Raw genomic sequence first — 25,525 nt, 5'->3', positions numbered from 1 at the left:
AATCAGGCTTAATTTATTCGCGATATCACTATAGCCATTGATTAAATTTTTTAATGAAAAAACCTTTTACAAATTGCGTAAGCAGACAATAACTGACCAGGATCCCTATTAGCCATGGGAAATAGCTTAGTGGTAAAGGCTGTAGTTTTAAAGCACCTGCAAATGGAGTAAATGGAAATGCAATTCCAATTACCATGATTAGCGAGGTGAGCGCCACAACCGGAGCAGTTGCCCAGCTTTGAATAAACGGTATTTTGCGTGTACGGATCATGTGGACTATCAATGTTTGTGAAAGTAACCCCTCCACAAACCAACCTGTCTGGAAAAGGGTCTGATGTTCAACAGTATTCGCCTTAAAGAAAAAATACATCACAGCAAAGGTGGCATAATCAAAAATTGAACTGATCGGACCTATGAAAATCATGAATCTACTAATACCACTTGCATCCCATTTCTGTGGCTTTTCTAAAAATTCCTCATCCATTCTGTCCCAGGGAATAGAGATCTGGGAGATATCATACAGCAGGTTTTGTATTAGTAAATGAATGGGTAACATGGGTAAGAATGGTAATAAAGCACTTGCCCCTATCATGCTGAACATATTACCAAAATTACTGCTCGCAGTCATTTTTATGTATTTGATGATATTCCCAAAAGTCCTCCGTCCATAGATAACCCCTTTTCGTAGTACCATCAGATCTTTCTCAAGTAAAATAATGTCTGCGCTTTCTTTGGCGATGTCAACGGCTGTATCTACAGAGATACCTACATCAGCATCTCTCAACGCTGATGCATCATTAATGCCATCGCCCATAAAACCTACTGTATGCCCCTTAAGCTGCAGTAACTTAACTATTCTTGATTTCTGGATAGGACTTAGTTTTGCAAAAATGCTCGTTTCATCAAATTTTGAAGAAAGCTCTTTATCACTAAGATGCTCAATTTCTCCACCTAATAATACATGATGAATTGGAATTCCTACATCCCTGCAAATCTTTTTAGTGACAATATCATTATCTCCAGTAAGTACCTTTATGGACACTCCAAGTTTTTGAAGGCCCTCAATTGCAGGTTTGGCTGAAGATTTTGCAGGATCTAAAAAACCTATAAAACCAGTTAATACCATTTTATTTTCATCTGCTACGGAGTAAGTTAGCGGACGCTCGTCATATTCTTTTATAGCAACAAGCAATACCCTTAAGCCATCTTCATTCAATTTCCTGGAAGTATTCAAAATGACTTTATGCATTGCAGTATCCATGGGCACAATCACATCATTTTCAATGTGTAATTGGTGGTCTTCTCCCGGGTCAAAAGCATGACTGCACAATGGCAACATTTCTTCTACAGCACCTTTGCAGATCAGCAGGTGTTTCCCATTTTTCTGTTCCAGAATTACACTCATTCTTCTACGTTGAAAGTCGAATGGAATTTCGTCGATCTTTTTGTAATGTGTCTCTACCTTAAGGAAATCATGTAGCTCAGCATGTTCCAGAACGGCAACATCTAAAAGATTCTTTAACCCTGTTTGATGATAACTGTTGAAATAAGCCCATTTTAAAACTTCATCATCTTCCTCACCGAATACATTCAGATGTCGCTCCAGGATGATTTTATCCATAGTCAGCGTCCCTGTTTTGTCGGTACAGAGAATATCCATTGCGCCAATATTTTGAATGGCGTTCAGACGCTTAACAATGACCTTCCGTTTGCTCATATTTTTTGCACCTTTAGCAAGATTGGCGGTAACGATCATGGGTAGCATTTCTGGTGTTAAGCCTACAGCTACCGCAACACCAAATAGTAAAGCGTCAAACCAGTCGCCTTTTGTAAATCCATTGATCAAAAAGACCAAGGGCACCATCACCATCATGAAGCGGATCAAAAGCCAGCTTACTTTATTTACACCTTTATCAAAACTGGTTTCAGCCCGTTTACCAGTTATTGCTTTTCCGATGGAGCCGAAGTAAGTAAGATTACCTGTAGTAACGACAATGGCTGTGGCTGAGCCGCTGACTACATTGGTGCCCATGAAACAAATGTTTTCTAGTTCAAGAGGTGATTTTTCGCCTGCATCTTTAATGCGGTGATCTCTTTTTTCCTGGGGCATGGATTCTCCCGTAAGTATAGCCTCACTGACAAATAAATCTTTAGACTGGGTAATACGGACATCAGCTGGGATCATGACTCCTGCACTTAAAAGGATTAGATCACCTGGAACCAGGTTTTTGATATCGACCTCCTCTTTACCCGAATTTTTACGCACTACAGTAGTGGTAGTTTTTACCATGTTTTTTAACTGTTCTGCTGAACGATTACTGCTGTATTCCTGCCAGAAACGGAGCAGAGAACTAAGAATCACCATGATACTTACAACGATAACTGTTTTGTAATCGCGTTCTCCAGGTTCAGCAAGCCAGACATCAATAATCAGGGAAACACAGGCAAGTACCACAAGTACGCCGATAAATGGGTTTATAAATGCCTGAAACAACTGCGTATACCATGCTGGTGCCTTTTCATGTTCTATTTCGTTTAATCCGAAATTTCTCCTTTTCTCTTCAACAGTTGCGGCGCTTAGCCCGGATGTACTACTTTCAAGCATGGCATAGTATAAGTTACTTTCTGCGGCGGCAACTTGCTGAAGTTTTGTAGCTCCTGTATCGTCAAATCCTGAAACTGATTTTTGACGAATATTTTTGATTTTGGTCATCATATCGATGCGTATTTTAGCTTTATGTCTTGTTCAATTTTATAGTTCAATAGTTTTGTGCACACCATTTTTTCCAGGAGGCAATGCTAATTGCGGGCGGAGGTTGTTGTTGCGGTAAAAAGAAAGGTCTGCCAATTGCTTTGTGGCGGTCTGTACCGATAGACACAGCCCATATCAGGACAAATAAAAGACGGGAAGTAAATTCAAAAGTGTTCATTTCTTAAAGATTGTTCCGGATGAACCGGCTTACTTAAGAAAAGGTGATCCGGTTAACCTGGAGGGTTTAACAAAAAAAGATTTCTACTCGGACCTGTATCCATTTGATTTATGGTTTTAATTGATCTGTTTATTAAATGTGCTACAAATGTAAAGAACCCCGGCCTGCCGGGGTGTTAGAGGAGTCTTAGAATATGATTAGAAAATCATTAGAATTACAAGTCTGTGATCAGACGTGGATAAATTCAAGTGTAAACATGGTTCCTTCCCCAACATGAGACACAACAGCTATAGTACCCTGGTGCAGATCTATGATCTTTTTTGCAAGGAAAAGTCCAATGCCATTGCCTTCAGTAAAGTGCTTATTTTCCCCACGGAAAAAAGGGCTGAAGATTTGGGATAATTCTTCTTGATGTATTCCAATCCCGTGATCCTGAAACCGAAGTATAGTTTTGTTTTTATGGTAAGTAATGGCCACGGCACATTCTTGCTCAGCTGAGAATTTGCAACCATTTTCCATTAAATTGATGAAAGCTACTTTGAGGAGGTATTCATTGCCTTTTATGGATATAAAATCATCATCCTCAATTTCTTTTTCGAATATAATGTTCGTTTTATATCCTGGATGGGCATTTAAGAGATCACTTCTGGCATCGAGCAAAACCTCGTCAATTCTTAACTCTTTAAAGGTGATTTCAGTCCGATCGTAATTTGCTTTCGCCATGTCCAGTAGGCTGTTAGACAGCTTTACCACCTTTTGTGCATCAGATATGGCTTGATGAATTGATTCCCTGTACTGATCGTTAGACCGCTCCTTGTTAAGGGTGAGTTGCAACTCTGCAAGCATTGCAGTAAGTGGGGTGCGTAATTCATGAGAAATGTTGGAAACAAATTCTTTTTGTGCATCAAATGATTTTTCCAGTCGGTTGAGCATTGCATTGAAAGTGATGGCCAGCTCAGCGATTTCATCTTTTCCATTGCCTTCATTGATACGAAGGTCGAGGTTAGTCGCAGTAATCTCATCAACCTCATCTACCAAATCAGAAACAGGTTTTAAAGCTCTTTTTGCGAAAAACAAACACGACAGATAAATAAAAATCACACTGATTAAGTAACTAATGATTAGTGTGTATTTGAGATTATTGAGTTTGGCATATCCGAAATTGTCTTTAGCAGCAGCAGTAAGGATATAATCACCACTTTTATGATGATAAATCAGCCCGATTACCTGCATTTGACCTTGATAAAACTGGATTTGTTTCTTTTTAATGATCTCATCAATCATTGTTTTTGTTTCCTTTACCTTATCAATTTCCACTGCATCGTGATAAAGAAGGTTAAAAGAGGTGTCATATATAGCGACCTCTTCATCAAATAAGATGTTTCGGGAATTTCGGTAAATCAGCTGTAATACTGAGGGTGCTACTTTTGCATTAAGCAGGAGGTTTGCTTTGGTGATGGCAATTTTATCAAGTTCTTTGTAATATTCTTCTTGTCTATTTTTATGATAGGAAACATATACTGCTAGTGCGAAGATGAGGAGCAGCCCAGCAATGATCCCGGTAAATAACAAAGTTAGTTTATTACCTATTTTCATTCTGATTTGAATATAAATCCCATGCCAGGTCGCGTATGGATCAGTTTACCAGGAAAATTCTTATCTATTTTCTTCCTGAGGTAATTGATGTACACATCAATAAAATTGGTACCTGTATCGAAATGTGTATCCCATACTTTCTCCGCGATTTCTGATCTGGATAGCACACGTTCACTATTTTGCATCATGTACTCCAGTAGCTTTAGTTCTTTTGGAGTAAGATTAATTTCAGTCCCGGATCGGGTTACTACTTTTGTTTGGTTATTCAGCTCGAGATCGGCATATTTTAATAAAAACCCCGGATTTTTGCCTTTAATGCTATTTCTTTTTAGCAAAGCACGAATCCGTACATAAAGTTCCCTCAATTCAAATGGTTTTACCAGATAATCGTCGGCTCCGGCGTCAAAGCCTTCCACCTTGTCGTCAGTTGTTCCAAGTGCGGTGAGCATTATGATTGGAATGTTAGGGTGTGCTGACCTTATTTGTTTGCAAAGATCCAGTCCATTTATTTTAGGCAGAATGATGTCTGTAATGATTAGGTCATAGGTTTTGGTGAGGGCCAGTTTTTTTCCCATCTCTCCGTCAAAGGCAAGGGTTACCTTAAATTCCTGTTCCTCCAGTCCCCGTTGGATCAGCCCTGCAACTCTTTGTTCATCTTCTATAACCAGTATTTCCATAATTATCTCTTTGGTAAAGGTAACACCTATCCAATTAACCCGGATTGTTTTTCTTCATTTTCCGAATATCCTGGCACAATTCAATAAGATTCATAATCTTCTATCAATATTCTACAATTTGCTGATCAATAACCTCATTCCTATCTACTTACCATGTATGATTTTTAGCACTTTGCTATCCATTGAGTTTATGATAATAAGAAACGTTCCACCTAATTTGTCTTTAGCGAGTGTCCCGTTTAAAACCCAATAATTGCCAATTAAGTAAACCTCATAAGGACGCTGGGCGCTAATGTTATTTTCACCATAGATTCCAAAAAGGATGGGTTCAGCTATTTTGATGGCAGTTAAACTATCTTTGATTAGGATCTGTTTATGATCCAGGTAATTTGGTTCTTCTTTATCATTAAGTGCCTTTTTTAATTCTTCTATAGCGTGTGTTTTTCCTAACTTTAAGCTGTCATCATCACTTATGCCTACTCTACAACTATAAATTAGAACAATTGAAAGTAATAGAAAGTAAATAGTTCGCTTCTCTGAAAACATAATCTTTAAGCTTTTATAGTAATCAATTTGCAGATGGAATCTCGATAATTAATCATCGATCAATCACTTTGCATGTAATATATGTTTTTACTTTCGGTAAAAAATTCAAAAATCAATAGAATGAAATATGAATAAGTTGCTGCCTTTATTTACCGTTGCTACAATAGCTAATCTTTTTACTCTGATGTTATATTCCAATGCATCGGGCCAGCCAGGAGGAACTGGTGCTGGAATGTATTTTATATTTATGGAAATGCCGTTATTATGGTTAATTGCCATAATCACGGCTATTGTAATTTCGATAAAAAGGAGTAAGGCATTGTTTTCTGGTAAAATACTTAAGTGGAGAGTATTGACTTTATTATTCTGTACGCCGGGACCAATATGGGCATTGTATGTTATAACTCACCCGATACCGTAAAAGCAGTCCAATTCTCATGGATGGTTACACATAGTTTAATATTCAATCTAATGAATTGAATAGAATGTACAGGCTTTTATACGATTAAACTAGTCAACAGCGAAAGACATCATTTTTACTTAAAGATCTTACACCAAAACATCCTGCTGCTTTATCAAATTGAACTCCTTGCTAAAAGAATTGCGGTATTTCTTAATATAATCCGAGGGATTCATCCCATAAAGCTTTTTAAACTGCATCCTAAAGAACTTGATGTCATAAATGCCCACCTTAAACGCAGCTTCATTGATATTGGTATTGGTGCTCAACATGAGCAACGCAGCTTTACGCAAACGTATCGACCTAATAAATACATTTAATGACAGCCCGGAAATTGACTTTACTTTTTTATAGAGGATAGAATAGCTTAAGTTACAAGAACTGGCCAGAAATTGCGCATTAAAATCTTCATTATTTAGATTCTCCTCTATAATGCGGATACATTTCTCCAGAAAGTCTTTGTAAGTCGCAGATATTTTATGGTCGTTATTGCGAAGGGTAATGTTATCTCTGAAATATTGATGTAAGGCATCCCTATTGTCTAAAACAACGTTTACTTTGGCCAGCAAAAGCTCCTTATCGAAAGGCTTAATGATGTAATCGTCTGCCCCGCTTTCAATCCCCTTCAACTTACTATCCAAAGAGCTAAGTCCAGTTAAAAGAATCACAGGAATATGGTTCAGCGCAGGGTCACTTTTTATTTTCTTGCAAAGTTCCACACCATTTCCTTCCTCCATGAGTACATCACTAATCATTATATCGGGTAAGTGCTTTTGTGCCAGTTCAAACCCATGATTGCCATTTTCAGCTTCATAAATTACAAACTGTTTTTCGAAGATCCGCCTCAGGTATTGCCTAAGTTCAACATGATCATCAACGATGAGTATAGATCGTTTTTCTGTGATCTCCAGGGTATTAATTACCGGATGGGGAGCAATTACTTCTTCAGGGATCTGCTCTGCCCTACCGACTAATTTATTGGGCTGCATTTCGGCCTTAATGGAGGCGTCAAACCACAAACCTTTATTCAGTTTCATATGAAAAGAGGTCCCAACATTCGGAGCACTGGAATAGCTAAGTTCCCCCTTATGGCAATCAATAAATTGCTTGGCAAGGTACAATCCAATACCAAAACCAATCTCCTTGTTCCTGGTATTGTCTTTTTCCTTATAATACTTATCAAACAGTTTATTCTTTACGTTTTCATTGATTCCACAGCCCGTATCATTAATGAAAACTTCCACCTCAGAATCATGCTCCTGCACCTTAAACAGAATATGACCATTTGGAGGGGTAAACTTAAAGGCATTGGAAAGCAAATTGAAAAAGATGATCTCCAGCTTCTCATAATCCCCAAAAATCTTCAATTCCTGATTTTCACATTCAAATTCATAGCGGATATGCTTACTTAAAGCAATCTTTAGGTAACTTTCATAAGTATCTTTACACAACTGGTATAAGTTCAATTCATCGATCTGAATCTTAGTACTTTCCTGATCTGTAGTCCTGAAAAGCATCAATTGATCTACTAAAGTCAGTAGTCTACTCGCATTTCTATAAATGATGTTCAATTCCTGTTTTAAGGTATCTTCAGTTCTACCGATCAACTCTTTAACAGGGTTAACGATCAAGGTCAGCGGCGTTCTTAATTCATGGGTAATATTGGTAAAAAAGGAAAGTTTCTTTTCATTGAGTTCTTTTTCTTTTTCAGTTTCAATTTGCGCCAGGCGTACCTTATAGGAAAGATCAATCTGTTCTCGTTTATACCTGATGTAAACATAAATAAGTCCACAAATGACCACAGCATAAAGACCGTATGCCCACCAGGTACGTTGCCATGGCGGTAAGACCACAATATTGACCAATCTCTCTGCTCCCCATTCTCCTTCACTGTTACTTGCTTTGATATGCAGGGTATAAGCCCCCTCTTTTAGCCTGCTATAGTTTGCAGTTCTAACTTTGCCGGCATTCACCCAGTTGTTGTCCCAACCTTCAAGAAAATAGGCATAATTGATTTTATCTGGTTTGGAGTATTCCAGCGAGATGTAGTCGAATGACAAGGAAGCCTTATGATATGGTATCACTAGCTTTTCAATTCCTCCCGCTGTTCTTTTTTTGATAAAGTCAGCATTTAGACTATCACTTAAGGGGACGTCATCAATATTTACTGCAGTCAGCAAAACCTGCTGCTTATCCTTAGAGAAGCTTATTTTTTCCGGTGAAAACAAATTAAAACCTTTGATCCCTCCAAACATCAGTTCTCCTGATTTTAATTTGGTTGCGGCCAGATAGCTGAACTGGTTACTTTGCAATCCATCTGATGCAAAGAAGTTATGGAACTTTTTATCCTGAGGATTGAATTTTGAAAGGCCGGAAAAGGTACTCAACCAGAGTTTACCTTCATTATCCCGCAAAACATTCAATACCGCATTATTTGGCAAGCCATCTTTTTCCGTAAACCGCTTGTATTTTCTATTGAAGGTGTTTAGTAAAAATAAACCTCCACCTTCTGTTCCCAGCCATAGGGTATGGTCTTTATCCTCCAGAATAGACCTCAGCCGATGCCCTATATGATAAACGAGATGTTTTTTGGTTCTTCTGTCCACAAGAATCAGTTTATTGTCTGTACCCGCCCATAAATTGCCTTTACTGTCCTCCAGGAAACAAAGTACATTCCCAATGTTATCATCAAAGAGTTCAAAACGCTTAAGCACCTGATTAAACCGATATAAACCTCCATTATCAAAAGTACTGGCCCAAAGCGTTTTCGAGGCATCCTCATATAATTTCCATACGTTCTTAAATTCTGAACCATTGGCAGGATGAATACAGCTAAAATGCTCAAAACTCGCTGTTGATTTATTAAACCGATGAATACCACCACCCCAGGTTGCAACCCAAATGGTATTTTGGTGGTCATTTAAAATGGTGGTAATGTTGTTACTGCTTAAACCACTATTGCCCTCTTTTTTATAGTTTACATATTGATTCTTACTGCGGTCCCAACGATTCAGGCCATTCCCATCCGTTCCTATCCACAGCTGGTTTGAAGCATCTTCTGCGAAGGAGGAAATAAAATAGTTATGGTATTCATTTCTTTGCAATGGCCCCGGACTAAGCGTTTTAAAGCGGTACCTCTGGTCGTCGATGATGTTGATCCCTCCTCTTAAAGTAGCCACCCAAACCCGGCCTTTGGTGTCTTTTAACATCCCCTTTATGGCGGTGCTGGTAAAGACCTCTTCCCCATTCATGGTTAAAGGGTGCCTGATCTGCTCATCATTGATGTTCATGATAAAGATCCCTCCACCGTCTGTGCTGATGCAAAGGCGATCAGGCTGCTCCACATATAAACTGGTTACTGCCCGGGGCAATGCCTTAAATGAAAACTTTCCTGTAGTTACCACATAACTATAAATTCCAGAAGTAGTTCCTAACCATAGATTTCCTGATCCATCGGCTTTAACCGAGGAAGCATGTTTTAAAGTGTTGTTCAGGATCACAACAGTATGGCTGTTTCTGTCGTATTTGCATAATCCTATACCATCAATAAACAACCATACCTGATTTTTTTGATCAATTTCAATAGCAGTCACCTGATACGAAATTCGGTCGGCGGAAGAAGAACGCAATGGAATCTGAATGGTCTTACCGGTTTCTTTGATGTAAACCAGCAGACCATCTTTAGCAGTACCAATCAGCATATCATCGTTGAGGTCTTTTTTCAACACCGTCGTATTGTCGACCCTTTGTCTTCCTGCTTTTGAAAAGGTATTAAGGTAAAGTGTCGTAAATTTCTCCTGTGCGGAATGATAGATGGACACGCCTCCCATAGTTCCTATCCATAGGTTCGCAGCTGCATCTTCCGCGATACACTGGATCCTATTGTTGACCAGCGCGTTTTTATCATCCAGCTTTTTCCGGAAAATTTTGAAATTATAACCATCATATCGGTTTAATCCATCAAAAGTACCAAACCACATGAAACCATTCCTGCTCTGAAAAATGCAGTTCACCTCGTTGTTGGAAAGGCCATGCTCAATCCCCAAATAAAATACAGATGAAAAATCTATTGCATACAATGGTGATGTAATCCATAATAAGGAAACAGTTATTGCAAAACGCTTAAGCTGAATGAACATGTTGGGTATTTGGTATTGATATGTATCGCTGAATGTAGGAATTATTTGGCTTTCTGGAATGAGGAATACTCAATTTACCCCCCTTTTTTAACTACTTCACCCCCTTTCCTGCCTACGATTCCTATATATCTTAGCGATGCGATTCACCACATCTTACCATCGCAAACTTAACCTAAACCAAATATTATAAAAACACAGGACTCCTCAGGCGCTGTATTATTCTGACCGGATTGCGATTCAGGCGGAACAAAAATTCTTTAATGCTAAATAGAAAAAAACAAACCAAATCACCATTAATTATGACCAATCGAATACCCCATCTTTCTCCTTTTAAACACCCGCTCATGCTCCGGCTGATGCTACTCCTGCTCATTGTTTTTTCTGGGTTTACCACTTTTGCCCAACAGGTCATCACCGGGAAAGTAACCAATGAAGGCGCCCCTTTACCCGGGGTAGTCGTAAGGATAAAAGGAGGCTCCATATCCACACAAACAAATCCTGAAGGTAAATTTTCAATCAATGCGCCTTTAGATGCTACGCTTATATTCAATTATGTAGGCATGAAAGAAAAGCAGGTCCCTGTAAACAACCAAAAATCGCTTAACGTAGATTTAGAGTCTGATGTTAAAACCCTGGAGGCAGTTGCCGTAATTGGGTATGGTACACAAAAACGTAAAGACCTTACTGGATCTGTTTCCACCTTAAAAGCCGATGCTTATAAAGACCAGCCGGTGATCAATGCCTCTGCCGCATTACAAGGAAGGGTTGCAGGGGTTTCGGTTACCCAAAGCTCTGGCGCTCCGGGCGGACAAGCAAAAATCAGGATCAGGGGAGCCAATTCTGTAAGTGGCAGCAATGAGCCTTTATACATTGTAGATGGTTTGGCCCTCGGCAGTATCGGCATACAAGACCTCAATGTAAATGACATTGAATCTATGGATGTCTTAAAAGACGCCTCTGCTACCGCTGTTTATGGGTCAAGAGGTGCAAACGGTGTAATCATCATCACTACAAAAAGCGGAAAATCAGGAGCAGTAAGGGTCGCTTATAACAGCTTCCTCAGCTTCAACAGCCCAATGAAAAGATATGAACTGATGGATGCGGTGACTTACGCAAACATGGCCAATCTTTCTGCCGGAACTACCGTAATTGCCAATCCGGAATCCTATGCAGGTAAAACTACAGACTGGCAAAGTCTGCTTTTTAAAAATGCCATTACCCAAAATCACCAGCTCTCTGTAGATGGAGGAAATGAAAACCTGAAGTATTATGTTTCCGGTTTCTATACGGACCAGGATGGATTATTAGTCAATACCAACCAAAAGAAATTTGGACTTCGCTCAAATCTGGAAGCCAAATTAAGTAGTAAGGTCAGCTTAGGCGTAAACCTTTTTGCGCAACGCATCAATTCAAAAAACAACGGCGTTCAAACCTCAAAAGCAAATCCGGTGATGGCTTCTATCGCCTGGGCACCTACAGAATCTGTTTACGATGACGAGGCGACCAAACAATACAACCGTACCGGGATATCCCCTATCTGGCCAAATCCATATATGACCAGCATGGAAAGCGACAATAATGTGTTTGCCAATGTTGCGATGCTGAATAGTCACCTGAAGTACAACATTACCGACTGGCTGAGCTTTACTTCCACTGTTGGCTTAGACCTTAACCTGTCGAAAGCAGCCTCTCTTTCCAACAATTGGATCTCGCCAGGCAATATGAAATCCGCACAAACATCTTCTGAAAACTATAACTTCCAGAATAGTAACGTGCTGACCTTCCATAAGCTCATCAATGAAAAACATGATTTAACGGTCACTGCTGTTGAAGAAAGCACCCAAAACACGTCCAATAGTTTCAGTGCAAATGGATCTGGTTTGAGTACCACCTCTAATGGTTATTACAATTTAGGTCTCAATACGGCACAAAGTATTTCTTCAGGATACTCCCAATGGTCTATCCTGTCATTTATGGCTAGAGCCGCCTACAGTTACAACAGCAAATACCTGGCTACAGTGACCATCAGAAGAGATGGATCTTCGAAATTTCAAGGCGACAATAAATGGAGTAATTTCCCATCTGCAAGTCTGGGCTGGAATATGTCTGAAGAGGCCTTTATCAAAAAACTGAATGTCTTTTCTGCGCTTAAACTTAGAGCAGGTTGGGGTGTAACCGGTAACCAGTCTATCGGTCCATACAGTACACTCGGCTTATTGAGCCCGGTAAATTATTCTTATGGCAGCACTACTTCTTTCCAGGGATATACCCTTGGCAATCCAAATACACCTGATATCAAATGGGAAACGACGAAACAAACGGATATCGGACTGGACATGAGCTTTTTCAACAGACGGTTGAATGTTACCGCTGATTATTACAACAAAAACACGACCGACATGCTGCTCTTTACCCAGATCGACAATTACCTGGGAGGTGGTCAGCTCTTGAAAAATATCGGTTCAGTGAACAATAAAGGTTTTGAATTTCTGATAGATTTCAATGCCATTGACCAGACCGATTTCAAATGGAACACCAGCTTTAATGCTGCCCTTAATAAGAATAAGGTAGTCAGCCTTGGCAATCAAACCATGATTAAGCGCGCCCGTATCGGTGGTGGTTTAATTAATTCTGATATCCAGGTCATTCAGGTAGGACAACCATTAGGTTCATTTTACCTGATTCCATGGGAAGGTGTTTACCAAACAGACGTTGATGGCCATAAAGCCGGTGACTACAAATACAAGGATGTGAGTGGAAATAACGTGATCGGATATGAAGATATGGTCATTGCCGGAAATGCCACACCAAAAGTACAATGGGGCTTTAACAACAATTTCAATTATAAGGCTTTTGAATTCAATGTATTTGTTCAAGGTGCTTATGGGCACAAAGTATTCAATGCCACCTATGCAGCGGCAGCAATTGCCAGCAGTGATGTAGCCTACCCGACCCTTGCTGCGGCAGCCAACTATTGGACACCTCAAAATACAGGATCTCTATGGGCAAATCCGGCAAGTAAAGCCAAAGAATACATTGAGTCTACTCAGTTTCTACAAAATGCAGGTTATGCCCGATTAAAGAACATCAGCTTATCCTATAAATTCCCTAAAAGCATGCTGAAATATGGTAATGCTAAACTTACGGTAAGCGGTCAAAACTTATTTACCATTACAAAATATAAAGGATTTGACCCAGAGGCGACTTCCACCAATGCCAATAGTGATGCCGATGCAGGCATTGATTTAGGCGCCTACCCTTCGCCAAAAACATTCACCATCATACTGAACCTCAGCTTGTAGCATCAGTTTTTTGAGCCTGACATGGCCTTACAAATTTAAAACGAATAAAATGAAAAAATACCTGATTACCCTCCTGATACCTACCCTGTTTGTCTCCTCCTGCAAGAAAGATTTCTTAAAGGAAGATCCTAAAGGGAGCATTACTCCGCAAACCTTTTACAAGACCGCCGAAGACCTGAACTCAGCCACCCTTGGTATTGCTTTAACCTATAATCTGGCCTGGAATCAAACCGGTGGACTGGCCACTACTTTTGGCAGTGATGACATTACGACCCATGCCGGAGGAAATAAAATGGGCTTCTCTAATTTTGACACCTTTCAGGCCAATTCTTCCAACGACAGGATGGTCATCTGGTGGAACTATTTCTATAAAACCATCAAATCTTCCAATTCCCTGATTGAGAATTATCCAAAAGCAACGGATGCGAGCGAACTGCAACGGAACAATGCGGCTGGTGTTGGCTATTTTTACCGCGCCATGTCCTATTTTTTCCTGACCCGTACCTGGGGTGCGGTGCCCATGCCCTTACAGGCAAGTCTGGAGCCTAAAGGCAATGCTACTCCACAGGAAATATATGAGGTACTGATCTCAGATCTCCAAAAAGCGGAGACGATGCTTCCAGATGCATGGACAGCTCCAAGAAGACAAGGCAGTACGGATATCCTGCCAACAAGAGGTTCGGCGAAAGCTTTGCTGGCCAATGTTTACCTGACCATGGCAGGCTGGCCATTGAAACAAACTGATAAATATGAGCTCGCCGCTAAAAAAGCCAAAGAAGTAATTGATGGTAAAGCAACCTGGGGTTATGGATTGGTAAATGGCTATGCTGAACTTTGGGATAAAGATTCCAGGTTGAATAAAGAAGCTGTTTTTGCCTGCTACTACAATAAGAATATGCCAAGTATATGGGATTACGGAGACAACTGGGGTAACGGCAGTCAGATGGGACCTCCTAACTTTGCTCCTGCTGAAGAAGGTGGCTGGGATGAAGCTTTCGGGGAGATTGCATTTTACAACAAATTTCCTGCAGGTCCAAGAAAAGATGCCACTTACCAAATGGTTTACTTCCTGGGTAATGACCCTGCTAAAGCAGTGGACTATACAAAACTGACCCACAAACACCCTTATTTCCTAAAATACAGAGATGACGAGTCCTATGATCCGGTTACTCATAAAATGAACGATTGGTGGGGAAGCGCAACCGTTTATATGATTCGTTATGCAGAAGTACTCCTAACCTATGCAGAAGCAAAAGCAATGTCGGGCGGCGGACCAGAGGAGAGCGCTTACCAGGCCATCAATGAAGTCAGAAACAGAGCTGGATTAGCTGAATTGGCTAAAGGTTTAAATCAGGCTGATTTCAGAAATGCAGTGCTTGCAGAAAAAGGCTGGGAATTTGCAGGCCCTGAACCTACAGCAAGATGGTTTGACCTGATCAGAACAGAAACGGTAGCTAAAGCTGCCGCAGATCGCGATCCTTCAGAACTGCCGTTAAAAGGGATACCAAATGATGCCACACATGAATTTTACTGGTCCCCTTTACCTATCATTAAATAATTAACCCAATCCATAATTAACCTCCCTAAACACAAAATTATGAAAATTATGACTCTGCTGATGGGCAGTTCCATCCTCTTGTTTTCTTGCTCAAAAGCCCTGCAAACAGGTCCTGACCAGGCCGCCCTGAAAATCCAGGCAAATGCTGCAGTTGGCCAATCCGCCAGTACACTGAGTTCCTCATGGGAACTTGTTTTCTCTGATGAATTTAATACCACAGGGACTTTCGATAGTAGTAAATGGACGTATAGCCCACGATGGTCGCCGGCATGGGCAAAATACCTGACCTCCAGCACAGATTATGTCGCCCAGAATGGAACCGATCTGGTATTGAAAATGGACAATGCAGTCATCCCAGGAGATCCGGTACCCTACCATTCAGGAGGAATTCAGACTTCTGGCAAATTCAGCTTTTTATATGGAAAAGTAGAAGTCAGGGCCAAGTTTAAACAAGGACAAGGGTCCTGGCCTGCCATCTGGATGATGCCAGAAACACCTGTAGCTTATGGCGACTGGCCAAATAGTGGTGAGATCGACATCATGGAGCATGTAAATTATGAGAACTCCGTACACCAAACCATTCACAACGGTAGCGTGACCGGTTCATCCGGCGGAAGTTCTGCTACTAAAACTACCGCCTATAACACTGCCGATTATAACATCTATGGCATCACCTGGAGCCCTACAGCCGTTCAGTTTTATGTCAACAATGTCTTACAGTACACCTATAACAGAGCAGCTGGTGCCACCTCCGCCCAATGGCCATTCGACAAGCCATTTTATCTGATTTTAAATCAGTCGGGCGGTGCAGGATGGCCCGGAGCAATTACCAATGCAGACCTCCCTTTTAATATGAATGTAGATTATATCAGGGTGTACAAGGAAATACCAGTATTGGGTAATCCAGGTTTCGAGGAAACGGCATTATCGCCATGGGGCGCCTGGAATCCGGCAGGGAATACCGCTGTGGTGACCACTAATTTCAGAACTGGTACAAAAGCAATCAGACAGCAAGGTGGCGAGACTTCATTAGAGCAGGTGATTACCGGTCTGAGTCCAAATACGACCTACGTTTTTGGTGGATACGCAAGAGTAAGCACCGCTGGGGAATCTGCGATGTTCGGTGTTAAAAACTATGGTGGCGCTGCCGTAAATACAGCCATTACCAATACCAGCTATACCAATTCCTCGGTTACTTTTACTACCGGATCTACCAATTCTTCTGTGACCGTTTATATGTATAAACCGGTTGCCGGTACTGCTTATGGCGATGACTTTTACTTTAACAAATTATAATTCTATTGCAAACACTCACACAAATGAACAAGTTCTTTCTTTGCATTTTTACATTACTGCTGTTAAAAGCAGAACTTCATGCCCAATTCAACATCATCCCTAAACCCCTGGAAGTCAACAGTACTTCCAGCGGGTCTTTTAACCTGACTGACAAAACCCCCATAGTCTTTAAGCAGCAGAGCCTCCAGAAATCAGCATCTTTTCTGAATGGTTATTTAAGCAGGTTTTATGGCTTTAGTTTGAAGCAAAGCAAGGCTGCTGCAATAAAAGGTATCTACCTTAGTTTAAGCAATAAAACAAGCAGCAATCCCGGTAACTACGCACTTCAGGTTAAGAATGAAGGTGTTTTCATTACAGCCGAAACTGAGGAGGGTATCTTTTATGGCATACAGACTTTCATTCAATTGTTAGACCCGACCGCTAAGGGAAAAACCATGGAAATTCCTTTTGTACAAATCAGGGATGAACCCCGTTTCCAGTACCGCGGGATGCACCTGGATGTTGCCAGACATTTTTCTCCGGTATCTTTTGTAAAAAAATATATTGATTACCTGGCGCTTCACAAAATGAATTATTTTCATTGGCACCTGACAGACGATCAGGGTTGGAGAATTGAGATTAAAAAATATCCAAAGCTTACTGAACTGGGATCAATGCGGAAAGGAACCATCACAGGTTTCCTGCCAGGTAATGGAAATACGAATATCCCTCATGGAGGGTTTTATACGCAGGAAGAGATCAAAGAGGTCGTTAAATATGCGACTGATCGTTACATCACCGTCATTCCGGAAATTGAAATGCCCGGCCATGCTTCAGCAGCATTAACCGCCTACAGCTATTTAGGATGTACCGGAGGCCCATACAAAGTTCAGGAAACATGGGGTGTTTTTGACGATGTTTTCTGTGCAGGAAATGAGCAGACTTTTACTTTCTTTCAGGATGTAATCGATGAAGTGGTTGCGCTTTTCCCAGCCAGATACATTCATATCGGTGGTGACGAATGTCCGAAAACCAGCTGGAAGAAATGCCCGAAATGTCAACAACGGATGAAAGACCATCAGCTAAAGGATGAGCATGAGTTACAAAGCTATTTTGTTCAGCGCATGGAGAAATACATCAATAAGAAAGGAAAAAGTATTATCGGATGGGATGAAATTTTGGAAGGTGGACTGGCGCCAAACGCGACGGTAATGAGCTGGCGTGGTGAAGCTGGAGGTATTGAAGCCGCAAAACAACATCATTATGCAATCATGACCCCAGGCAATTATATGTATTTTGATTATGCCCCATCTATAAAAAGAGATTCATTAACCATGCCTGGCACCACTACTTTACAAAAAGTGTACAGCTATGAGCCTATTCCAGCGGATCTTCCTTTGGAGTCAGGTAAATACATTCTTGGCGCACAGGCAAATGTATGGACGGAGTATATGAATAATCCCTCAAAAATAGAATACATGATCTTTCCGAGGATGTCTGCCTTAAGTGAGGTGGTATGGAGCAGCAAGGAAAACAGAAACTGGGATGATTTTCAAAAGCGTTTGAAACAGCAGTTTGAGCGCTATCAGCTTTGGCAGGTAAATTATCATCACATACCAATTGATGTACCGGCTGAAACCAGGTAAAAAATGAAAGCGCCCGATCGTAGCATCGGGCGCTTTTTTTGATCGTGTTACTCAGTCCCCCCGTTCAACTTCTTAAGCATATTATCTATCTGCTGACCTAACTTTTCTATTTCTGCATCATATTTCTCGTTATTCCTTTCTGCAACAGCCTTATACATCAACTCATAGCATTTAATGCGAAGTTCACAATACTTTATGAGGGCCTCATTTTTTTTGTGGATCAATTCAGGGAGATAAAGTTTATCTAATTCTGTTACAAGTTTAATGTTTTCATTCCAGTAATAAATTCCACGATCTTTTATTTCGTACATCAACTCAACCTCCGACACATCCGCAGGTAATGAATAAACTTCCATGGCCTGAGATTCATTTCTAACAAATGCGTTAATCTTAGCTTCATACTTTGCAAAATCATAAGATGATTGGTTATATACCATAAATGATGTGAAGAATAGGAATACCGTTAACAACAAGATGGTATTTAATTTCAGCTTAAACACATGAGGCTTATTTAAACTAGGGATCAAAGCATAACCCATGATCAGCCCGGTAAGAAGACCTCCAATATGAGCCGCATTATCTATACCCCCTTTTATTCCATTTAATAGATTATACCCAACGAAAACCGAGATACTGGTCAACAAACTTTTACGCATATCCTTATGAATAAAATCTGTAGTCAACAAAGCCAGAAAAACACCATACATGCCAAAAATAGCACCAGAAGCACCGGCACTTATGGTCATATCATGCCACCACAAACTAGCTGCGCTGGCACCAATACCAGTAAGAAAATATGCCGCAGCAAATCTAGTCTTACCTAAATAAGGCTCTAATATTGCTCCAATAAAGACCAGGCCATACATGTTCATCAAAAGATGGAAAATTCCTATATGCAAAAAACAATTGGTCAGCAAGCGCCAAGGCTCACCGGCAGTTGTTATCGGTTTAAAATTTGCTCCCCATCTAATCAAACTTTCACCATCCGGATCAAAAGCGCTTACCCCCGTCAATACCATCAGGATGAAAACCAGTAAATTTAAGTTGAGCAAAACAGGGGTAACAATGTATCCCTTTTCAGGAACGAAAATAGAAAGAAAGCTTTTGAAATTTTGGGCTGCTGTTGCTGGCGCCTGGGTAAGCTCATCATCTTCATCAGCAACCAAGGTTAATGCTTCATATTTCAACTCCAGTTCTTCAAGATTGAAATTCGGTTTTAATTCCTCAATAGCAGAAATCAGTTGTTTAATGTTCTTCTTATTTTTACCAAAATCGAACATCTCGTTTCCTAAAGAAAAACTTTCAACTCTTACATTATTGGCTACTATTACAACTTTTATAAGCTGATTTGTTAAGAAGAAAGCGTTTTTATTTGTATATGCTTTAAACCCTGCACTACTTGTATAAACGATGTCCCAACCAAGAGACTTTGCCGCTTCGATGCCGAGTGCAATATATTGTTGCTGTGTTAAGTCAGCTAAAGGGAATTCGTCGTTGTACCTAGGGATAAAGCCTACTGCCATAATTTGAGAGCGATCAATGTTTTACAAAAGTAATTTAATTTTCTATAATCGCAGTAAATCTTAATGATAACTTAAGTCCAATTACAGCTAAACGCACTTACTTAGCAATGAGAGGGCATTGACCTGAGCGACATGATCAATGTACGTTATATTGTATCCATCACTGGAAAGCTCATCATAAACTGCTGATATCAGGACATTAAAATCTAGTCATTTATAGCTGTTGCAAGGCTTGTTTTACAGTGTCCTTGTTGGGTTTAGAAATGGGTATCTTCTCTCCAGACATTAAGAGTAAAACACCACCGTCTTCCTTTAGCCAACTTTTTACGTATTTAGGATTTACCAAATGGCTTTGGTGAGTTCTTAAAAATCCGTTGGGACGAAGTAAGTCTGCATATTCTTTCAGTGATTTAGAAACCAATATTTTTTCGTCACCTGAAAGGAAGAAATGGGTATAAGTATTGTCTGCTTCACAACGTATAATTTCCGACAAAGTAACATACCTGATCTCGCTTTGCATCGGTAACGCAATTTTACTCCCCTTCGTTTCTGGCTTTTTTAGTTGCTGCAGTAAAAAATCGAGTTGCGAGGTTTGTATTTGTGTGGCCAATTTATGACTGGCCTTATTTACCGCAGTCATCAATTCTTCAATATCAATCGGCTTTAAAAGATAATCTAAGGCCGCAAATTTTACAGCTTGTATCCCATATTGATCGTAAGCGGTCACAAAAATAACCTCAAAATTACGGATGGGAAGTTGTTTTAGTGCATCAAAACCTGTTTGCTTACCCATTTGAATATCCAAAAATACCAAATCAGGCGAATGAGCTTCTATTGTATCAATCGCATCATTTACATTTTGCGCTGTGGCAACTATCGTGACCTGAGGACAGTGCTTTTCTAGCAATGTCCTCAGGTTTTCTAAGTTGGAAATTTCGTCATCTATTAAAACTGCTCTCATCATATTACAGCCAATCGGTTAATGTTACACATATTTTAGTGCCATTAGTAGTCGATTGTATCACTAAGGTAAAGCGATTTTCTTTATAAACACTATTCAAGAGTGCTATTCTACTGTTGCTTAAGGCCAGCCCCAACCCATTGTACTTTTTCCCTGTATCAAATCCATCACCATTATCAGAAACCGTCAGAACCAAATCATTTGCCTGCTGATTAAATGTGATTACAATTTTCCCATCGTTGGCTTTTTGCGATATGCCATGCTTCACCGCATTTTCAACAAAAGGTTGTAATAGCATACTCGGTATCTCTGTATTATCCAGATCCAAGTCTGTGGAATGATTAATTTCGTAAACAAAACCAAACCGCAACTGCTCCATTTGCAGGTAATCGTCTAGTAAAGTTTTCTCTTGTGACAAACTGATCAGTTCTTTATCATCAAGCACGTTACGAGTTAACCGGGCAAATTTAGAAAGGTATTTATTGGCATTGTCTATTTCATTCTTGTTCATTAAATTTTGAATCCCGGATAGGGCATTAAATAGAAAATGAGGGTTCAACTGGGAACGGATGGAGTTAAGTTGAAGCTTTGCCATATTTTTTTGCTGCTCCTCTTCTCCCAGCTTCTTTTTGTTTCTTTTTTTGATGAAGTAAAGGATCAAAAGAAAGGCCAATCCAATAGCAAATGCGACGATAAGCGTAGATATGAAAAGTTCTTTTTGGGTATAACTTTCATCCTCTAAGGTGATAGAAAGCATATGTCTGGTGGTATATTTTTCTATATCTTTTGCTGAAATATCACAGTCAAGACATCCCTTCCATTTAATCAGTGGCTGAATAATTACTTCATAATCCCCTGATTTTTTGAAAATGTTCTTGTCGATATTTACATTAGGCAAAAACTCATGGTCTTCAAGTACGCCACCATATTTCCACGCAGTTGATTCGAAGATTATTTTATTTGTTTGCTTATCTTTTATGGAGGTGTAGTAGAGATAGTCTATATCTGATTTGTCTTTTACAAGCGTTAGCTCCTCATCTTTTTCGGTAAAAACAAGGTTTGTTCTTTCTTTTGGGTCAATTATCCAGCTGTAATCAACACCGATATCAGTTTTGAAGCGCTTTGAAAAACCCTTGATTTTTGCCCTTGGAATGGGCTTTCCGTAAAAAACAGCTTTATCAACATCAAGAGGATTTTCGATGCTGTAAATTAATGTTGTTATAGTTTTGCCTTTAATAGGAAAAATCCCAAGAGTGGTAGAGCGGAATACTTCTTCGTCCCCCCTGTCGACATCCTTCAGTTGCGCCAGGTTGATCGGCTTGTTTACTACTATTGGCTTGTTATTCTCCAAAATTGTGTAGCGATAGTGCGCAATATTTATATCCTTTCTAAAATAGATTTGGATACTCACATTGTTGACTTCAGGTAAATAATTAAATGAGGTACGAGGCTGATTAGGAAATACATTTCCGTAAAATACATTTTTGGCTGAACTATCTACACACATTAGTAGTTTACCTCCGGCAGCGTAGCTCCGGGAAAAATTGATGCCTTTTTGTGCATTTACGGTAGTTAGTGTAATAATGAAGCTGAGAAGTGTGAAAATGATTCGTTTCATAATATGAAGTTTAATTTTCATCAAACTTGTTGCAATAATAGCGAAACTAAAACCATAAAACAGGAAACGCAATGTTTGAAATAGCAGAGGTATGGTTTTGTGCAGTATTTGTTAATGAATTTCGAGATGTACCGGCTGAAACCAGGTAAAAAATGGAAGCGCCCGATCATAGCATCGGGCGCTTTTGCATTTTGTTAAAAACAAATCATTGTCTATTCCATCTCCTCCTTAATGAAAAACAGGAATCTCAACTGTTTTCTCCTCAAGTGTTTTTATCTTCGTATAGAATGAATGAAAAGCAAAGCCATTATAAGGATTGTATCGTACAGGACTGCAACACCGGTTACATCAATCAACTCGGAGGTTCAGCTATGTACAACATCATCTTTCTGGATGGAACCGGTAAAGTAAGTGTGGATCTGGTAGAATATACTTTTGAAGGCAAAATTGCCCTATTTACCACCCCATATCAAATCATTTACTTTAATACCCCCAGGCCTGTTGAAGCACGGATGCTTCAGTTTCATGGAGATTTTTATTGCATAGAGTACCATAAAAAAGAAGTTGCCTGTAATGGTCTTCTATTTAATAACATATATCAAAAACCTTTTGTGAATCTTGAAATGGATGATTATGCCGATCTGAATTACATTTTAGAAAAGCTGATCCCCGAACTTGAAAACAATGGTAGTTATTCTGCAGCAGTAACCAGAGCTTATTTGCAGTTAATCCTGGCATTGTCTAGCAAAATTAAATCGAACGACAACATCATCGATGAGGAACTAAACAGACACCACCCCATTATGGAGTTTAAAGGATTGTTAGAAAGCAACTTTCATAAAGAAAGACAGCCCTCATTCTATGCTGACCGAATGGCCATTTCACCTAATAATTTTTCAAAGTTATGCAAACAGGTCTTTCTGAAAACACCCTCAGAACTGATTCATGACCGGGTAATTCTGGAGTCCAAAAAGTTAATCCATCTCAGCTATAAAAGTATGAAAGAGATTGCTGCTGAACTAAATTTTGACGATGAAAATTACTTTAGCCGATACTTCAAGAAGCACACAGGAATTAGTCCTACTGCTTTTCGTGAGCAGGTTGGAATCTCCATTGTAGCAAATCTGTCCAGATAATAGACTTGTTTGTCCATCTCCATGAGCCTGTAATCTTGTTAATTTTGACCCTATATATTGAAGTATGTTTTCATCAGTTTGGAAAACATTAGTTTGGAATGGGATGAATAGACTAAAATTAATCAGATACCTCTTTGCGCTACTCATGATTTGCTTAATGGCTGGAATTTCAGAATGGTTGGCAGAACCAGAAATTTTATTTCCTGAAATGGCAGCACTCGTATTTGGCTTTTGGGTGATTGATAAAAAAATTTGGACAGTCAGAAGGCCAATGCTGGTATTATTAATGACAATTTGTGCCCTCTTTGGCGTACTGCTGGTTCGTTACTCCACGCTCCCATTACTTGCCAACATTGCCTTGTCTTTTGTTTTTACTTCATTTTGCCTCAGTATCACACGCAGTACTTTAATCCCGATAACATCCGCATCAATGTTGCCGGTGATGTTGGGAACAACATCGCTGATTTACCCTCTTTCTGTTTTCATGATGTGTATTTTGTTAGTTTCAGGACAATGGCTACTTGAGCGCTCCAAATTACGTCAGGTTATTATATTCGAGACCAAAAAAGGACCGTATAAGCACAGTCCAATGCAATGGGCTTCTTTACTCCTTACGCTATTGCTCATCTCCTTTATTCCCCTATCTATCGGTAAACTTTATTTTATAGTACCACCATTGGTCGTTATGTTTATAGAATTCAGTTCTTCTTCTGCAGGCTTTAGAAACCGCCCTGTTCAGGTATATTTCTTAATGCTGATTTCTGCCATTCTAGGAACTTTAAGCCAATATTATTTACATACCAGGTTAGGCTTGCCATTAGCTTACACCGTATTGTTTTTATTTGCAGGTCTTTTTCTTCTCTTTGAAATGGTCGATAAGCCCTTTGCACCAGCATGTGCGATTGCATTAGTTCCAATGATCATTCCCCAGAACGACCTCCTATCCTACCCCTTTCAAGTAGCAATCGGGACTGGCGTATTTCTGTTTGCAGCCATGTTCTTTTTCTTAAAATGTTACCGATGGAAACGTACACACCTAATGGTCTGTTTTGTTCCAGATTTCATTAGGTCCAGATTAGACCGTCCAAATCGAGATGCGAGAGAAACTGTATAGATCAAACATTTAAAATATGATCTCTATTGAGGAAAACCCTGACTTTAGTTTCTGGCAATTTCCATTGTTGCAATAAAAAGTCGAGCTCGGAAGTTTGTCTTTGGGCGATCAATTTATATTCGGCTTTGCCTACTGCAATAATCAATTCTTCAATATCAATACGCTTTAAAAGATAATCCAGGGCTGCAAATTTTACAGCTTGAATGCTATATTGGTCTTAAACTAAAACCATAAAACAGGAAAAGCAGCATTTGAAAAACACCTGCTGGACTGATAGTGGTAATGGCCACCAATGGTCAATTTGTTAGATGGGCTGTACAAGGTTAAACAGCAATGCAAATTTCATTAACTGGCACAAATTGTTGATCCCTAACTTCCGAATGATATTTTTTTTCTGGTGGTTAACAATAGGTATCGATAAATAAAGAATTTCGGAAATCTGCCAACTACTTTTACCTTCAACAATGAGTTTAATCACCTCCTTTTCAGACTTACTCAAAAGTAAAACGCGCGTGTGATATGTCTGAGTAAAATCCTCTTTTACCACACTCCTTAGCTCCTGTCCGGATTGATTCAGTTCAAAAGCGTGATGCAATAATATTGAAGTCCCATTTTCACCTTCTGGTGAATAAAGCTTTGAAGTGGAGAAATACCCTTTATAATCGGTTTTATTGATTGGCATCTTGCGTTGAAAAAAGAAATGTACCTTTTGATTCTTTTGCCCAAGAGCTTCGAACAAATCAGGTTCAATAGCAATGTTCTCTTCTTGTGGAAAAAAGAATTCAAAATAAGCTGGCCAAAAATCCTGTATCTCCAAATCGTTTTGGTCGTAAATTTTCAGGCCAAACCGATTCATTTTGCTATTCTTTATAGACGCTTCTTCTTCCATTAAGACTTCACCAATCACGTAATCACCAATTTCATTCAAATGAAATTCACTTTGCATCACCAGGTTGATAATGGCATGCATTTGCGCATAAGGGGAAGCTACCTGCTCGATTTGAATAGATTGTACTAAGTCCATTGGATATGATTTAGATCACA

Annotated in this window: 16 protein-coding genes; 6 read left to right on the top strand and 10 right to left on the bottom strand. The window is 39.7% G+C overall.

Annotation, left to right across the window (positions count from 1 at the left end; all coding sequences use genetic code 11):
• Window positions 1-28: 28 nt before the first annotated feature.
• From mgtA to R2Q94_RS04680, 6 genes are all read right to left on the bottom strand, one after another.
• On the bottom strand, window positions 29-2,716 hold the full coding sequence (mgtA, locus tag R2Q94_RS04705) for a magnesium-translocating P-type ATPase (RefSeq protein ID WP_316820288.1): 2,688 nt from the start codon (window positions 2,714-2,716) through the stop codon (window positions 29-31).
• A 43-nt stretch (window positions 2,717-2,759) separates the two neighbouring features.
• Window positions 2,760-2,930, bottom strand: coding sequence for a hypothetical protein (locus tag R2Q94_RS04700; RefSeq protein WP_316820287.1), 171 nt, complete (start codon window positions 2,928-2,930; stop codon window positions 2,760-2,762).
• 228 nt (window positions 2,931-3,158) lie between these two features.
• Window positions 3,159-4,526 carry a HAMP domain-containing sensor histidine kinase gene (locus R2Q94_RS04695; RefSeq protein ID WP_316820286.1) on the bottom strand — a complete coding sequence of 456 codons (1,368 nt, stop codon included), beginning with the start codon at window positions 4,524-4,526 and terminating at the stop codon, window positions 3,159-3,161.
• Window positions 4,523-5,203 carry a response regulator transcription factor gene (locus tag R2Q94_RS04690; RefSeq protein WP_316820285.1) on the bottom strand — a complete coding sequence of 227 codons (681 nt, stop codon included), beginning with the start codon at window positions 5,201-5,203 and terminating at the stop codon, window positions 4,523-4,525. The genes R2Q94_RS04695 and R2Q94_RS04690 overlap by 4 nt, the downstream gene beginning before the upstream one ends.
• A 144-nt stretch (window positions 5,204-5,347) precedes the next feature.
• Entirely contained in the window at window positions 5,348-5,749 is a 402-nt protein-coding gene (locus R2Q94_RS04685) for a YbbC/YhhH family protein (protein WP_316820284.1), read from the bottom strand.
• Between the two features lie 549 nt (window positions 5,750-6,298).
• The gene (locus R2Q94_RS04680; protein ID WP_316820283.1) at window positions 6,299-10,348 is read right to left on the bottom strand and encodes a two-component regulator propeller domain-containing protein; all 4,050 of its coding nucleotides are present in this window, start codon (window positions 10,346-10,348) and stop codon (window positions 6,299-6,301) included.
• A gap of 299 nt (window positions 10,349-10,647) precedes the next feature.
• On the opposite strand from R2Q94_RS04680, the gene R2Q94_RS04675 reads away from it, so the two are divergent.
• From R2Q94_RS04675 to R2Q94_RS04660, 4 genes are read left to right on the top strand one after another with little or no spacing between them, the layout of a single operon-like run.
• Window positions 10,648-13,650 carry a TonB-dependent receptor gene (locus R2Q94_RS04675; protein ID WP_316820282.1) on the top strand — a complete coding sequence of 1,001 codons (3,003 nt, stop codon included), beginning with the start codon at window positions 10,648-10,650 and terminating at the stop codon, window positions 13,648-13,650.
• 49 nt (window positions 13,651-13,699) lie between these two features.
• The gene (locus R2Q94_RS04670) at window positions 13,700-15,208 is read left to right on the top strand and encodes a RagB/SusD family nutrient uptake outer membrane protein (RefSeq protein ID WP_316820281.1); all 1,509 of its coding nucleotides are present in this window, start codon (window positions 13,700-13,702) and stop codon (window positions 15,206-15,208) included.
• A 39-nt stretch (window positions 15,209-15,247) separates the two neighbouring features.
• A complete protein-coding gene (locus R2Q94_RS04665; protein WP_316820280.1) occupies window positions 15,248-16,504 on the top strand; it encodes a family 16 glycosylhydrolase in 1,257 nt (418 codons plus the stop codon).
• Window positions 16,505-16,527: 23 nt separating this feature from the next.
• Window positions 16,528-18,129 (top strand): beta-N-acetylhexosaminidase, encoded by a 1,602-nt coding sequence (locus R2Q94_RS04660; protein WP_316820279.1) that lies wholly within the window; start codon window positions 16,528-16,530, stop codon window positions 18,127-18,129.
• A gap of 47 nt (window positions 18,130-18,176) precedes the next feature.
• On the opposite strand, the gene R2Q94_RS04655 is transcribed toward R2Q94_RS04660, so the two are convergent.
• The 3 genes from R2Q94_RS04655 to R2Q94_RS04645 all read right to left on the bottom strand — a co-directional run bounded on the left by R2Q94_RS04655 (window position 18,177) and on the right by R2Q94_RS04645 (window position 22,231).
• Window positions 18,177-19,652, bottom strand: coding sequence for a rhomboid family intramembrane serine protease (locus R2Q94_RS04655; RefSeq protein WP_316820278.1), 1,476 nt, complete (start codon window positions 19,650-19,652; stop codon window positions 18,177-18,179).
• Between the two features lie 214 nt (window positions 19,653-19,866).
• A complete protein-coding gene (locus R2Q94_RS04650) occupies window positions 19,867-20,616 on the bottom strand; it encodes a LytTR family DNA-binding domain-containing protein (RefSeq protein ID WP_316820277.1) in 750 nt (249 codons plus the stop codon).
• A gap of 1 nt (window position 20,617) precedes the next feature.
• Window positions 20,618-22,231 (bottom strand): sensor histidine kinase, encoded by a 1,614-nt coding sequence (locus R2Q94_RS04645; protein ID WP_316820275.1) that lies wholly within the window; start codon window positions 22,229-22,231, stop codon window positions 20,618-20,620.
• A 287-nt stretch (window positions 22,232-22,518) separates the two neighbouring features.
• Here R2Q94_RS04645 and R2Q94_RS04640 point away from each other — a divergent pair, with 287 nt between their 5' ends.
• Complete coding sequence (locus tag R2Q94_RS04640) at window positions 22,519-23,367, top strand: helix-turn-helix domain-containing protein (protein WP_316820274.1); 849 nt, start codon at window positions 22,519-22,521, stop codon at window positions 23,365-23,367.
• Between the two features lie 103 nt (window positions 23,368-23,470).
• Window positions 23,471-24,481, top strand: a complete 1,011-nt coding sequence (locus R2Q94_RS04635) for a hypothetical protein (RefSeq protein WP_316820273.1) — start codon at window positions 23,471-23,473, stop codon at window positions 24,479-24,481.
• Between the two features lie 304 nt (window positions 24,482-24,785).
• Here R2Q94_RS04635 and R2Q94_RS04630 read toward each other — a convergent pair whose 3' ends face one another.
• Window positions 24,786-25,505 carry a helix-turn-helix transcriptional regulator gene (locus R2Q94_RS04630; protein WP_316820272.1) on the bottom strand — a complete coding sequence of 240 codons (720 nt, stop codon included), beginning with the start codon at window positions 25,503-25,505 and terminating at the stop codon, window positions 24,786-24,788.
• Between the last annotated feature and the right edge of the window lie 20 nt (window positions 25,506-25,525).

The sequence above is a fragment of the Pedobacter gandavensis genome, from assembly GCF_032678465.1.
Taxonomy (GTDB): domain Bacteria; phylum Bacteroidota; class Bacteroidia; order Sphingobacteriales; family Sphingobacteriaceae; genus Pedobacter; species Pedobacter gandavensis_B.
Note: the sequence above shows the minus strand (reverse complement) of the source record. Positions and strands in the feature narration are given on the sequence as shown.

Bases quoted from the DNA above. Each gene is read 5' to 3' on its own strand.
- R2Q94_RS04675 (WP_316820282.1), top strand. From the start codon at position 10,648: ATGACCAATCGAATACCCCATCTTTCTCCTTTTAAACACCCGCTCATG.
- R2Q94_RS04665 (WP_316820280.1), top strand. From the start codon at position 15,248: ATGAAAATTATGACTCTGCTGATGGGCAGTTCCATCCTCTTGTTTTCT.
- R2Q94_RS04630 (WP_316820272.1), bottom strand. From the start codon at position 25,505: ATGGACTTAGTACAATCTATTCAAATCGAGCAGGTAGCTTCCCCTTAT.
- R2Q94_RS04655 (WP_316820278.1), bottom strand. From the start codon at position 19,652: ATGGCAGTAGGCTTTATCCCTAGGTACAACGACGAATTCCCTTTAGCT.
- R2Q94_RS04685 (WP_316820284.1), bottom strand. From the start codon at position 5,749: ATGTTTTCAGAGAAGCGAACTATTTACTTTCTATTACTTTCAATTGTT.
- R2Q94_RS04690 (WP_316820285.1), bottom strand. From the start codon at position 5,203: ATGGAAATACTGGTTATAGAAGATGAACAAAGAGTTGCAGGGCTGATC.
- R2Q94_RS04670 (WP_316820281.1), top strand. From the start codon at position 13,700: ATGAAAAAATACCTGATTACCCTCCTGATACCTACCCTGTTTGTCTCC.
- mgtA (WP_316820288.1), bottom strand. From the start codon at position 2,716: ATGATGACCAAAATCAAAAATATTCGTCAAAAATCAGTTTCAGGATTT.
- R2Q94_RS04660 (WP_316820279.1), top strand. From the start codon at position 16,528: ATGAACAAGTTCTTTCTTTGCATTTTTACATTACTGCTGTTAAAAGCA.
- R2Q94_RS04645 (WP_316820275.1), bottom strand. From the start codon at position 22,231: ATGAAACGAATCATTTTCACACTTCTCAGCTTCATTATTACACTAACT.
- R2Q94_RS04695 (WP_316820286.1), bottom strand. From the start codon at position 4,526: ATGAAAATAGGTAATAAACTAACTTTGTTATTTACCGGGATCATTGCT.
- R2Q94_RS04650 (WP_316820277.1), bottom strand. From the start codon at position 20,616: ATGATGAGAGCAGTTTTAATAGATGACGAAATTTCCAACTTAGAAAAC.
- R2Q94_RS04635 (WP_316820273.1), top strand. From the start codon at position 23,471: ATGAATAGACTAAAATTAATCAGATACCTCTTTGCGCTACTCATGATT.
- R2Q94_RS04640 (WP_316820274.1), top strand. From the start codon at position 22,519: ATGAATGAAAAGCAAAGCCATTATAAGGATTGTATCGTACAGGACTGC.
- R2Q94_RS04700 (WP_316820287.1), bottom strand. From the start codon at position 2,930: ATGAACACTTTTGAATTTACTTCCCGTCTTTTATTTGTCCTGATATGG.
- R2Q94_RS04680 (WP_316820283.1), bottom strand. From the start codon at position 10,348: ATGTTCATTCAGCTTAAGCGTTTTGCAATAACTGTTTCCTTATTATGG.